11 protein-coding genes and 1 pseudogene are annotated in these 12639 nt (G+C 70.7%); 4 read left to right on the top strand and 8 right to left on the bottom strand.

The features are described from left to right. A pseudogene (locus tag FRW57_RS23140) lies at positions 1-618 on the top strand (hypothetical protein); the annotation flags it as partial. Positions 619-641: 23 nt separating this feature from the next. Here the strand turns inward: FRW57_RS23140 and FRW57_RS09585 are convergent. The 4 genes from FRW57_RS09585 to FRW57_RS24770 all read right to left on the bottom strand — a co-directional run bounded on the left by FRW57_RS09585 (position 642) and on the right by FRW57_RS24770 (position 5914). Further along, positions 642-2312: an MFS transporter gene (locus FRW57_RS09585; protein WP_137119745.1), complete on the bottom strand. Its 1671-nt coding sequence runs from the start codon at positions 2310-2312 to the stop codon at positions 642-644. Continuing rightward, positions 2293-3003 carry an LppX_LprAFG lipoprotein gene (locus tag FRW57_RS09580; protein ID WP_137119775.1) on the bottom strand — a complete coding sequence of 237 codons (711 nt, stop codon included), beginning with the start codon at positions 3001-3003 and terminating at the stop codon, positions 2293-2295. Before FRW57_RS09580 ends, FRW57_RS09585 begins: the two co-directional genes overlap by 20 nt. Before the next feature lie 82 nt (positions 3004-3085). Then, a complete protein-coding gene (clpB, locus tag FRW57_RS09575) occupies positions 3086-5677 on the bottom strand; it encodes an ATP-dependent chaperone ClpB (protein ID WP_152185899.1) in 2592 nt (863 codons plus the stop codon). A 108-nt stretch (positions 5678-5785) separates the two neighbouring features. Continuing rightward, the gene (locus FRW57_RS24770; RefSeq protein WP_274381527.1) at positions 5786-5914 is read right to left on the bottom strand and encodes a hypothetical protein; all 129 of its coding nucleotides are present in this window, start codon (positions 5912-5914) and stop codon (positions 5786-5788) included. 114 nt (positions 5915-6028) lie between these two features. On the opposite strand from FRW57_RS24770, the gene FRW57_RS09570 reads away from it, so the two are divergent. Both FRW57_RS09570 and FRW57_RS09565 read left to right on the top strand, forming a co-directional pair. Beyond that, positions 6029-6418: a nitroreductase family deazaflavin-dependent oxidoreductase gene (locus FRW57_RS09570; RefSeq protein ID WP_152185898.1), complete on the top strand. Its 390-nt coding sequence runs from the start codon at positions 6029-6031 to the stop codon at positions 6416-6418. A gap of 11 nt (positions 6419-6429) precedes the next feature. Beyond that, entirely contained in the window at positions 6430-7266 is an 837-nt protein-coding gene (locus FRW57_RS09565) for an isocitrate lyase/PEP mutase family protein (RefSeq protein WP_152185897.1), read from the top strand. On the opposite strand, the gene FRW57_RS09560 is transcribed toward FRW57_RS09565, so the two are convergent. The 3 genes from FRW57_RS09560 to FRW57_RS09550 all read right to left on the bottom strand — a co-directional run bounded on the left by FRW57_RS09560 (position 7188) and on the right by FRW57_RS09550 (position 10379). After that, positions 7188-9158 (bottom strand): heavy metal translocating P-type ATPase, encoded by a 1971-nt coding sequence (locus FRW57_RS09560; RefSeq protein ID WP_203230286.1) that lies wholly within the window; start codon positions 9156-9158, stop codon positions 7188-7190. The two genes, FRW57_RS09565 and FRW57_RS09560, sit on opposite strands and share 79 nt — an antisense overlap. 38 nt (positions 9159-9196) lie before the next feature. Further along, positions 9197-9439: a heavy-metal-associated domain-containing protein gene (locus FRW57_RS09555; protein WP_152185895.1), complete on the bottom strand. Its 243-nt coding sequence runs from the start codon at positions 9437-9439 to the stop codon at positions 9197-9199. Between the two features lie 94 nt (positions 9440-9533). Beyond that, positions 9534-10379 (bottom strand): Crp/Fnr family transcriptional regulator, encoded by an 846-nt coding sequence (locus tag FRW57_RS09550; RefSeq protein WP_152185894.1) that lies wholly within the window; start codon positions 10377-10379, stop codon positions 9534-9536. Positions 10380-10504: 125 nt separating this feature from the next. Here FRW57_RS09550 and FRW57_RS09545 point away from each other — a divergent pair, with 125 nt between their 5' ends. Continuing rightward, complete coding sequence (locus FRW57_RS09545; protein ID WP_152185893.1) at positions 10505-11059, top strand: O-acetyl-ADP-ribose deacetylase; 555 nt, start codon at positions 10505-10507, stop codon at positions 11057-11059. A 15-nt stretch (positions 11060-11074) separates the two neighbouring features. Here FRW57_RS09545 and gdhA read toward each other — a convergent pair whose 3' ends face one another. Next, complete coding sequence (gene gdhA, locus FRW57_RS09540; protein ID WP_152185892.1) at positions 11075-12424, bottom strand: NADP-specific glutamate dehydrogenase; 1350 nt, start codon at positions 12422-12424, stop codon at positions 11075-11077. Positions 12425-12639: the final 215 nt, after the last annotated feature.

Here is a 12639-nt window from a genome sequence, read left to right as displayed (position 1 = left end):
GCCGCGATCGACGCGCTGGCCCACCGCCGGCACGCCGACAGCGGCCCCGAGACCACCCGCGGTGGCGGGTCCGAGGACGTCTGGGAGCCGGGCCCCTGGGAGGACGGCGGCGCCACCGACGCGGAGTGGGCCGAGGTGATCGAGCTGTTCGCCGTCGACGACACCTGGGCCGACCGGCCCCCCGAGACCCCTCCCGACACCGACACCGATGCCGATACCGATGCCGACGACCACGGTGCGGGCGGTGTGGTGGCGGGGGTGGACCGTGGCTGTGCCGGCGGGCCGGGCGGGTCCGGCTACACCCAGCTGGGCCCCGCGGGCGGGGGGATGCTGCACCCCGCCCACGAGACCACCACCCCGGCCGCACCCCTGACCGTCGACACCCCGGCCTGGCTGCGGGCCGACCCCGCCGGCTGCCTCATCCCCGGCATCGGGGTCATCCCCGCCAACAGCTCCACCGTCGCCAACCTGCACTGCCTGTGCAAACACCACCACCGCGCCAAACACCAAGCCGGCTGGCACCTGACCATGACCCCCGACGGCACCTGCACCCGGACCTCACCAGCCGGCCAGGACTACCCCACCCACCCGACCAACCACCTCCAAGCCAGCGCCTGACGCGCCCCAAGAGCCACGTCACGTCAGCGTGCACCGGTGACCACGGCTGGCCCGTCGTCCGAGCTCAACGCGTGCCGGCGTCTGCGCAGCCCCAGGGACAGCGACACGAGCGCCGCCAACAGCGCAGCCACGGCCGCGCCCAGAAACACCGTCTGCACCTGCACCACCCCCGCGTGGACCATCGCACCGGGGGCCTGTGGGTCGGGCAAGGCATTGACCGCAGCGTAGAACCGATGCAGTCCGATCGCGGTCAGCAGCGCCAGCCCCACGACCATGCCGACCATCCGCCCGACCACCAGGAGTGCGCTCGCCATCCCGTGCGCCTCCTGTGGCGCGTCCGCGAGCGCCGCGTCGTTGACCGGTGCAATCGCGAGCCCGAGTCCGAGCCCCACGACGACGAGCACCAACGTCGCGGTCCAGTGCTGGAGCGAGCCCTCGTCCCATCCGGCCATCGCCAACATCCCGGCGGCGGCAGCAAGCAGTCCCGGCCCGGCCACGAGCCCGGCCCCGCACCGCTGGAGCAACCATCCGCCGGCCACCGCTCCGATCGGCACCGCCACGAGAAACCGCACCAGCACGAGCGCCGCGGTGGTCTGGGAGTCGGTCATCACCAACCGCGCGAGCAGGGGGACGTCCACCACGACCGCTACCAGAGCACATCCCACGAGCACGCTCACCAGCAAGGCCGGTATGACGCGTGCCTGGACCAGTCCGCGCGCGATCAGTGGAGACGCCGCGACACGATGGCGCCACAGGAAGAGCGCGACCGCGACGAGGCCCACCGGGACCAGCCACCAGCCGAGCGGTCCGATGACGGAACGCTCAGGGTCGGCCGACGAAAAGGTGAGAACCAGGGACCCGAGGGCCACGGCCAGGCACACGGCACCGGTGAGATCGGCCTGCCTCAGCACCGGGCCCCACGATCCCGCGGTGGCGGTGACAAACAGCAGCACAGCCACGGCGGCGGCGACCCCGATGGGCGTAGCGACCCGCGAATCTCCATGGAACGGGATGAAGGGGACGCCCAGCGTGATGTCGACGACCAACCGTTGGGGCGCGAGCAGGGTCAGCACGCCGAGCACTCCCGCGACCAGGCCCAGGACAACCGGCACCGGCCGCGCCCGGACGCGTTCGCGCCCGGTGAGGACGATGACCCCGGCCAAGGCAATCCCCAGGGCGACGTTGACCCAGAAGATCATTCGCCAGTCGGACACCGCGAGGATCAGCGCGCCCACGAGCGGCCCGAGGACGCTGCCGAGCTCTTGCACGCCACCCACGACCCCGAGCGCGGTGCCACGCCGCTCGACCGGCCACAGGTCGGCGACGAGGGCCAGGGTCGCGGGGACCAGGCCTCCCCCACCGACTCCTTGGAGCACCCTGCCGGATACCAGCACCGACAGGTCCACCGCGCTCGCGGTGACGACGGACCCGGCGACGAAGATGCCGAGGCACACCAGCAGGATCCGCTGCCGAGACACCAGGTCGGCCACCCGTCCGATCAGCGGGAGGACCGCGACGTAACCGAGCAGGAACCCGGAGATGATCGGCGCCGCCCGTTGCAGGGCGTCGATGCCGAGGCCCACGCCGGCCATCATGTCCGGGAGGGCAAGCACCACGACATACGTGTCGGCGGCGGCCAGCGCGACGGCCGCCGAGGCCGTGCCCAGAAGGGCCCTAGGGCTGGGTGATCTCAACCGGCTGACCGTAGGCGTCCAGGTGCAGGGTGTAGGTCGACGTGGCACCTGGGTAGAACGGCCCGCTGACCGCCACGGTGCGGATCTGCTTGCTGTCCGGGACGATCCCGTAGGTCACGTCGTAGCTGCCTTTCGCGTCACCGATGACCAGGACGTCGGTCACCGCCTTGCCGGGGAGCGTGCCCGTGATCGTCTGCACGACCTCCTTGCCATCGCGTGACTTGTCGCCGAGCTTCGGGTCCTTCGTGGCCGGGAGCAGCGTCGTGATGCCGTGGTCGGTCGAGAAGAGGTCGGCGGGGTCGGGCGCGTTGTACTTCGCCGGGTCCTCCTTCAGGTAGGAGCTCGAGAAAGGCAGCTTGAGCCAGAATCCGCCGCCGACCGCGACCACCGGCACCGTCGCCTGCAGGCCCTTGATCCGGGCCTCCAGGGTGCCCTTGAACGCCGGCGCGTGGGTGCCGTCTCCCTCCGCGCCAAGGACGCCGTCAGCCTTCTCGGGCACGTCCTGGGAGGTCAGCCTGAGGTGCACCGACGACGCGTCATCCAGCACCTTCTTCGCAGCCGCCAACTGGTCGCGGGCCGAGGGCGGGGTGGCCGTTCCCGACCCGGAGTCGGCGCCGCCTCCCCCGCTGCAGGCGGTGAGGGCGAGAAGCGCGGCTGCCACGGCAGCCACGGACGTGGAGCGAAGTCGCATGAACTGAACCTAACCTCTGGCCGGCAGACATCGGGACCGCCGGTCGGATGACCGGCGGTCCCGAGCGGTCCCGCGGACTCCGTCAGCCGTTGACGGCAACACCGGCCGGTCGCACGGTGAGTCCGTCCGCCTCGGGGTCTCGGTCCACGACGACCGTGTCGCCGTCATGGATCTGGCCCGCCAGCAGCTCCTTGGCGAGCTGGTCACCGATCTGGGTCTGCACCAGCCGGCGCAACGGACGGGCGCCGTATGCCGGGTCGTAGCCGGTCAGCGACAGCCACTCACGCGCCGCGTCGGTCACCTCGAGGGTGATCCGGCGGTCGGTGAGCCGCCGAGCGAGCGCCGCGACCTGCAGGTCCACGATGTGCGCGAGCTCGTCGGTGGTCAGGGCGTCGAAGATGACGACCTCGTCGAGCCGGTTGAGGAACTCCGGCTTGAACGCGGCACGCACCGCGGCCATGACATCCTCGTGCTTGGCGTGGTCGTCCAGCAGCGGATCGACCAGGAACTGCGAGCCCAGGTTGGAGGTCATCACCAGGATCACGTTGCGGAAGTCGACCGTGCGGCCCTGACCGTCGGTGAGCCGTCCGTCATCGAGCACCTGCAGCAGGATGTCGAAGGTCTCGGGGTGGGCCTTCTCCACCTCGTCCAGCAGGACGACGCTGTACGGACGTCGACGCACCGCCTCGGTGAGCTGGCCGCCCTCCTCGTACCCGACATACCCCGGGGGAGCTCCGATGAGCCGCGCGACGGCATGCCGCTCGGAGTACTCACTCATGTCCAGCCGCACGATGGCGCGCTCGTCGTCGAAGAGGAAGTCGGCGAGCGCCTTGGCGAGCTCGGTCTTGCCGACTCCGGTGGGTCCGAGGAAGAGGAACGAGCCGGTGGGGCGGTCGGGGTCGGCGATACCGGCGCGCGAGCGGCGCACCGCGTCGCTGACCGCCTGCACGGCAGCCTTCTGGCCGATCAGCCGCTTGCCGAGGTGGTCCTCCATCCGCAGCAGCTTCTCGGTCTCGCCCTCGAGCAGGCGGCCGGCAGGGATGCCGGTCCACGAGCTGATGACGTCGGCGATGTCGTCGGGCCCGACCTCCTCCTTGACCATCGGCGCCTCACCGCCGGCGGTCGACGAGGTCGACTCGGCGGCCTGGGCCTGGTCGAGCTCCTGCTCGAGCGCGGGCAGCTGGCCGTAGAGGATCGCCGACGCGCCGGCGAGGTCGCCCTCGCGCTGCAGCCGGTCGGCCTGGCTGCGCAGGTCGTCGATCTGGGCCTTGACCTCACCGACCTTGTTGAGGCCGGCCTTCTCCTGCTCCCAGCGCGCGTTGAGGGCGGCGAGCTCCTCCTCGCGGTCGGCGAGGTCCTGGCGAAGCTTGGCCAGACGCTCCTTGCTCGCCGCGTCGGTCTCCTGGGCGAGCGCGAGCTCCTCCATCTTGAGCCGGTCGACGCCGCGCCGCAGCTCGTCGATCTCGACGGGGCTGGAGTCAATCTCCATCCGTAACCGCGAGGCGGACTCGTCGATCAGGTCGATCGCCTTGTCGGGCAACTGCCGACCGGTGATGTAGCGGTCGGACAGCGCCGCCGCGGCGACGAGCGCGGAGTCGGCGATGGCCACCTTGTGGTGCGCCTCGTAGCGCTCCTTGAGCCCGCGCAGGATGCCGATGGTGTCCTCGACACTCGGCTCACCGACGAAGACCTGCTGGAAGCGCCGCTCCAGCGCCGCGTCCTTCTCGATGTGCTCGCGGTACTCGTCAAGCGTGGTCGCACCGACCAGCCGCAGCTCACCGCGGGCCAGCATCGGCTTGAGCATGTTGCCGGCGTCCATGGCACTCTCGCCGGTCGCGCCGGCACCGACGACGGTGTGCAGCTCGTCGATAAAGGTGACGATCTCGCCGTGGCTGTTCTTGATCTCCTCGAGGACGGCCTTGAGCCGCTCCTCGAACTCGCCGCGGTACTTCGCGCCCGCGACCATCGCGCCGAGGTCGAGACTGATCAGCCGCTTGCCGCGCAGCGACTCGGGCACGTCACCGGCCACCATGCGCTGCGCCAGTCCCTCGACGACGGCGGTCTTGCCGACGCCGGGGTCGCCGATCAGCACCGGGTTGTTCTTGGTGCGCCGGGACAGGACCTGCACGACGCGCCGGATCTCCGAGTCACGGCCGATCACCGGGTCGAGCCGGCCCTCGCGGGCAGCCTCGGTGAGGTCGGTGCCGTACTTGCCCAGCGCGTCATACGTCGCCTCAGGGTCAGCGGAGGTGACCTGCGCTCCGCCGCGGATCTTGGGGATCTCGGCGGTGAGCGCGTCGGCGTCCAGACCGAAGCTGCCGGTGCCGGCCAGCGCCACGAGCAGGTGGTCGGTCGAGACGAAGGTGTCGCCCATCGACTGCATCAGCGACCTGGCCTGCTCCAGCACGGCCAGCGCCTGGCGCGAGAGGCCGGGCGCGCTCACCGAAGAGCCACTGGCCTTCGGCAGCGACGCCAAGGCCGTGGTCGCAGCGTGCCCCGCGGCGGTGGCCGACGAACCGACCGCTTCCAGCAAGGGTCCCGTGGTGGTGTCGGTCTGCTGGGTCAGCGCCAGCAGCAGGTGCGCCGGCTCGACCTGGGGGTGGCCGGTGGCAGCGGCGTCGCGAACGGCGGAGGACAGCGCCTCCTGAGCCTTGGTGGTGAGCTGCAGGTCCATAAACAGATGATCTCCTCGTGATGACGACGCCGCAGGTCGGTGCCGTGACGTCGCCGGGTCGGGACACGTTCAGTATCAGCAACCGGAGTAGAGTTGAGTCTATTCCGCTCAACCCTGGGAGTGAGCGGCGCCCGGGACCGTGCCGAGCCGCGCGGTGACCAACTCGGCGGCGGCCTGCCACGACTGCTCTGGTGCGTCACCGGTCGGGTAGCGCTGGTCGAGCTCGAGAATCGTCATGCCGTGCGCCATGGACCAGAGAGCTTGGGCGAGGCGGCATGTTCTGGTCCGCTCGAGATTCGGCGCGGCGAGCCTTTGGCTGGTGCAGGATGGGTCGGACGAAGGAGCGCCCCCATGCCGTTGCCCAGGAAGGTCGCCGAGCTCAACAAGGTCGGCCTCAACCGAGTCACCACGCCGATCTCCAGGTACCTGCCCGGGTTCGGGCTGGTCACCCACCGGGGCCGGAGGTCCGGCAAGGAGTACCGCACGCCGGTCAACGTGTTCCGGGTGGAGGGCGGCTTCACGATCGCGCTGACCTACGGCACGGACTCCGACTGGGTCAAGAACGTGCTGGCCGCGGGTGAGTGCCGGATCCACACCCGTGGCAGGACACATCACTGCACGGCACCGCGGCTCTTCCACGACGAGAGCAGGACCGGGATGCCGAGCGTGGTGCGCCAGATCCTGGCCCGCACAGGCGTTTCCGACTTCATGTCCCTGACCACTGTCGGTGAGGACGACTAACGTCAGGGGGTATGCCCGACTCCGACGCCACCGCCACCTTCCGCCAGCTGCACCACGACTCCGGTCCCTTGCTGCTGCCCAACGCGTGGGACACGGGGTCCGCGCGCCTACTCGCCTCCCTCGGCTTTCGTGCGCTCGCCACCACCAGCAGCGGGTATGCCGCGTCGCTGGGCCGGCTCGATGGTTCACTCAGCCGCGATGAGGCTCTCGAGCACACGGCACAGCTCGTGCGAGCCACCGCGCTACCCGTCAACGCCGACCTGGAGAACTGTTTCGCCGACGAACCTGCCGGCGCGGCCGAGACGATCCGGCTGGCGCTCGGCACCGGCACCGCGGGCGCGTCCATCGAGGACTTCAGCGGCCGACCCGACTCTCCCATCTACGATCTCGGTCTCGCCACCGACCGGGTGCAGGCCGCCGCCGAGGCGGCGCATGCCGGGCCGCAGCGGCTGGTCCTCACCGCGCGGGCCGAGAACCACCTGCACGGCCGGGCCGACCTCGCTGACACGATCACGCGACTGCAGGCCTACCAGGAGGCCGGAGCCGACGTGCTCTACGCACCGGGCCTGACCAGCGCCGACGACATCCGCGCGGTCGTGACCTCGGTCGACCGGCCGGTCAACGTCCTCGCGATGTCCGCGACGCCGACCGTCGCCGAGCTCGCCGAGATCGGTGTCGCCCGCATCTCGGTGGGCGGCGCCTTCGCCTTCGCCGCGCTGGGCGCCCTGGTCGAGTCGGCCCGCGAGCTGCTCGACCAGGGCACCTATGGCTACACCACCCGGTCCGCCGCCGGCCGAGCAGCCGTCGAATCGGGGTTCTCCGACGAGAGCGGTGCCGGAACGGCCTGAGCCGAGGGACCGCGACCGGTGTCCACCGCGCCACGGGCTCGGCGCAACAGACGCATCGCGTTGGCGATCACCACCAGCACGGACACCTCGTGCACCAGCATCCCGATCGCCATCGTCACGCCACCGAACACCACACCGAGCAGCAGCGCTAGCACGGTGGCCAACGCGACCACGATGTTCTGCCGCATGGTCCGCACCGTCCTCCGGGCCAGCGACACCGCCTCCGGAAGCCGAAGGAGGTTGTCACCCATGAGGGCGATGTCGGCCGTCTCGACCGCCACCGCCGATCCGGCCGCCCCCATGGCCACGCCGATGTCCGCGATGGCGAGGGCCGGGGCGTCGTTGACCCCGTCACCCACCATGGCGACGGTGTGACCCTGGCGTTGCAGCTGCGCGACGACCTCCAGCTTGTCCTCCGGGAGGAGACCGGCATGGATCTCGTCGACACCAGTGGCCGCGGCGACTGCCTCGGCGACCTGCCGGGCGTCACCGGTGAGCATGACGACCCGCTCCACCCCGGCCGCGTGTAGCCGCGCCACCATGTCGGCGGCGTCGGCCCGCACCTCGTCCGCGACGGCGATCACCCCGACGGCGGTGTCGTCGACGGCGACGATCATGGGCGTTCGGCCCGCCGAGGCGAGTGCCTCGGCGGCTCGTGGAGCGTGTCCCGTCGTGACGTCATACCGGTCGAGCAGCGCGGCGTTCCCGACGAGCACCCGACGGCCGGCCACGGTGGCCAGGATGCCTTGTCCGGGCACCGGTTCGGTGTGCTCGGGCAGCCCGTTGGTGTCCAGACCCTCGGCGGCCGCGGCCTCGAGGATCGGGCGCGCCAACGGGTGCTCGGAGCCGGCCTCGGCCCGCGCCGCCCAGATGAGCACCCCAGAGCGGTCCCAGTCGGGATCGGTGACGACGACATCGGTGAGCTTCGGCCTCCCGTGGGTCAAGGTGCCGGTCTTGTCGACCGCGACCACCGAGATCTTGGCCGACGTCTCGAGGAACTCGCCGCCCTTGATGAGGATCCCGTCCTTCGCGGCCCGGCCGATGCCGGCGACGATCGACACCGGGATGGAGATGACCAGGGCGCCGGGGCACCCGATCACCAGGAGGGTCAGGGCGAGGACCACGTCACCGCTGACCAGCCCGGCCACGAGTGCCAGGACGATGATCGCCGGCGTGTACCAGGCGGAGAACCGGTCCATGAACTGGGCCGTGCGCGCCTTGGCGTCCTGTGCCTCCTCGACACGGTGGATGATCCGCGCCAGCGTGGTGTCCGCCCCGATCCCGGTGGCCTCCACCTGGAGGAAGCCGCCGCGGGAGATGGTGCCGGCGAAGACCGGGTCACCGGGCACCTTCTCGACGGGCATCGACTCGCCGGTGATCGACGCCTCGTCGAGCGCCCCGGTGCCCTCGATCACGGCACCGTCGACGGGGACCTTCATGCCGTTCTTGACCAGCACGGTCTCGCCCGGCCGCACTTCCGTGGCGCCCACCTCGATCTGTGATCCGTCGCGCAGCACCACTGCGACATCGGGTGCCACCGCGACGAGCTCGGCCAGGGCGGACCGCGTGCGGTTCAGGGTGGCCGCCTCGAGCGCGTGTCCGATGGCGAACAGGAACGTGACCGCGGCCGCCTCCCAGTGCTCACCGATGATGACCGCGCCGATCGCGGCGACACTGACCAACAGGTCGATGCCGATCGTCCGGACCAGCAACGCGCGCAGGGCGTCCCGCACGATCCGTGACCCGGCAACGACCGCGGCCGCGACCATGAGCACGTCGCCCGGCCCCTCGGCGCCGGCCAAGCGGCCGGCGACGAGAGCGGCGACGATCAAGAGACCGGAGACGACCGGCACGGCCCAACGGTTCGTGCTCCAGCGCCTCAGGGTGGTCAGGGGGTGCATGTCATGGATCCCTTCTCACGACTCGACAGTCAGAACGCGACCTTGCTGGCGGCGTAGCCGGCCTTGCTCACCGCGGCGATCAGGTCGGCGACGCTCACGCGGGCCGGGTCGTGGTCCACGACGACGCGGGACGAGGCGAAGCGCACCTTCACGCTGCTGACACCGTCGAGGCGGCCCACCTGCTTCTCGATCTTGCCGACGCACGACGGGCACGAGAAGCCCTCGGCGCGCAGGATGGTGTGCTGGGTCGTGGTGGGGCTGGTGATGGTCATGGTCAAACTCCTTGTCGCACTGCACCAGCTCCGATCTGGGCTGGTACCAACGACATTAGGCAAGGGCACAGAACTCGACCATGACGCAGGTCAATCAACCGCAACGCGCCTGGGGCGGGCGCCCTGCACGCGACCTGCCCAAGGGAGTCGAGGTCTGGCCGCCGTCCTCGGCGGCCAGAGCGAGACGGTCCCTGTCGAGGACCGCCGTCCAGCGGCGGCCGGTGTCGATGACACCCTCGCGGCGCAGCCGACTCATCACCCGGGACACCGACTCGGGGGTCGAACCGGTCAACCCCGCCAGGTCGGTCCGGCTGAGCGGAACCTGCAGCAGGGTGCCGGAGCCGCCCTCTCCAGGCTCCCCGAGCTTGTCGGCCAGACGCAGCAGCGTCGTGGCGACGCGCTGTCGCACCGTGCCGGCCGAGTGCTGGCCGACGTCGACGCGCGAGCGTGCCAGCCGGCCCGCCACGTCGTCGAGGACGCGCAGCGCCACCTGCGGGTGTTCCACGAGCACCTCCCGGAAGGCGTCCGGGTCGATTCGCAACGCGCACACCGTGGTCAGCGCCCAGGCGGACTCGGTATGGACAGGCTCGCCGAGGGTGCTCAGGGCGCCGAACAGGTCGCCCGGGCCCACCATGTCCACCACCACCTCCTGACCTGTGAGGGTCGGCTGCACCACCTTCACGCGGCCGGCAGCGACGACGAAGAGGTGCTCGGCCGGGTCTCCAGCGAGGTAGAGCGGATCCCCGTCTGCCCAGGAGAGCGAGTTCATCCGGCGGTCGATCCCCTCAAGCTGCCCGCGGGAAAGGCCGGCGAAGTAGGGCACGCGCGACAGCACGCGCATGCGCACCGCGTCGTCGCAGGCGTGCGGCACGCCACAGGTCTGCGCCAGCGGTGTCCGCCGCCTGGCGGCGGAGGAGGTGGGAATGGCGCTGGTGGTCATGTCAGCTCCGTGCGGTCAGGGATGGATCATTCGGACCGTATCCCGCCGTGTCGGCGTCTGACAGGGGGCCAAGGTCCTGCCACGAGCACGGGCCGGGCCCCCTACACAGCGGTAGCGTGGCCGTCATGACAGGTCACATCGAAGCCGTCGAGGGTGACATCACCACCCAGCAGGTCGACGCGATCGTCAACGCTGCCAACAGCTCGCTGCTCGGCGGCGGTGGGGTGGATGGCGCGATCCACGCCGCGGCCGGTCCAGCCCTGCTGGAGGAGTGCCGGGCACTGCGGCAGGACTCCTACCCGGACGGGCTGCCGGTCGGCGCGGCGGTCGTCACGGGCGCCGGCAACCTGCCCTGCCGGTGGGTCGTCCACACCGTCGGGCCGAACAGGCATGCCGGCCAGACCGATCCGGCTCTGCTGATCTCCTGCTTCAGCACGTCGTTGTCGGCCGCCGCATGCGCCGGAGCGCACACCATCGCGATGCCGGCGGTGAGCGCCGGCATCTACGGGTGGGACGCGGACGAGGTGGCCGAGATCGCCGTCACCACGATGCGGGACACCCTCGCCCGTGGGAGCGTCATCACGCCATACGGCGACGCCGACCTCGGCCAGGTGGAGCTGGTGCGGTTCGTGCTGTTCGGCACCCGCACCTACGACGCCTTCACCCGGGCACTGGGCTGAGCGCGGGCGCACCGGTCAGACGACTCCGAGCGCCAGCATCGCATCGGCCACCTGGACGAAGGCGGCGGCGTTGGCGCCCACCACGTAGTTGCCCGGCACGTCGTACTCGTCAGCCGTGGCGGCGCACCGCTCGTGGATGCCCTTCATGATCTCGGCGAGGCGGTCCTGCGTGTAGTCGAAGGTCCACGAGTCTCGCGAGGCGTTCTGCTGCATCTCGAGCGCGCTCGTCGCCACCCCTCCGGCGTTGGCCGCCTTGCCGGGGCCGAAGAGCACACCCGCCTCGGCGAAGATCTGGGTCGCCGCGGGGGTGGTGGGCATGTTGGCGCCCTCCGCGACCGCGACGCAGCCGTGGTCGACCAGCCGTCTGGCGTCGGCCTCCTCGATCTCGTTCTGAGTCGCCGACGGCAGTGCCACGTCGCACGGCACCTCCCAGATCCGGCCGCCCGCAACGTGGTTCGCTCCCGATCCGCGTGCATCGGCGTAGTCGGTCATCCTCCCGCGCCGGACCTCCTTGACCTCCTTGAGCAGCTCGACGTCGATCCCCTTCTCCTCGACGACGTAACCGCCCGAGTCCGAGCAGGCCACCACGGTGCCACCCAGCTCGTGCACCTTCTCGATCGCGTAGATCGCCACGTTCCCCGAGCCGGAGACCAGCACGCGCTTGCCGTCCAGCGAACCGCCCCTGGTTCGCAGCATCTCGTCGACGAAGTAGACCGTGCCGTAGCCGGTCGCCTCGGTGCGCACCAGCGACCCGCCCCAGCCGACGCCCTTGCCGGTGAGCACGCCGGACTCGTAGCGGTTGGTGATCCGCTTGTACTGCCCGAAGAGGTAACCGATCTCGCGGCCGCCCACACCGACGTCACCGGCGGGAACGTCGGTGTATTCGCCGATGTGGCGGTAGAGCTCGGTCATGAAGGACTGGCAGAACCGCATCACCTCGCCGTCGGAGCGGCCCTTGGGGTCGAAGTCGGACCCGCCCTTGCCCCCACCGATCGGCAGCCCGGTGAGCGCGTTCTTGAAGATCTGCTCGAAACCGAGGAACTTGACGATGCCGAGGTAGACGCTCGGGTGGAAGCGCAGCCCGCCCTTGTAGGGCCCGAGCGCGGAGTTGAACTCGACCCGGAAGCCGCGGTGGATCTCGATGCGTCCGTTGTCGTCGACCCACGGCACGCGGAAGATGATCTGTCGCTCGGGCTCGCAGATGCGCTCGATGACCCGCGCGTCGGTGTATGCCGCGTGCTTGGCCATGACCGGACCCAGGCTGTCGAGCACCTCGCGGACCGCCTGGTGGAACTCGGTCTCCCCCGGGTTGCGCTGGAGCACCAGCTCGTAGATCGACTGCAACTTCGGTTCGAGCGCCGACACGGGCGCCTCCTCGGGGATGGCGGGCAGGGACGCGGGTCACCTTACCCGCGGTGTCCGGTCCCTGAGATGACTGTCCACTCCGCGGAAATCCGCCCGGGCACCGCGCGCGGGAGTGGGCTTCAGGCCCGCGGCCGCCACACCACCAGCGCCCGCGAGTCGCTGAGGGTGCGGCTGGGACGCTCACCTGCCCGCACAGCGACCACGTCGCCGGCCCG

The sequence above is a fragment of the Segeticoccus rhizosphaerae genome, assembly GCF_009192725.1.
In the GTDB taxonomy this organism is placed as follows: domain Bacteria; phylum Actinomycetota; class Actinomycetes; order Actinomycetales; family Dermatophilaceae; genus Segeticoccus; species Segeticoccus rhizosphaerae.
This window is presented reverse-complemented; position numbering and strand designations above follow the sequence as displayed.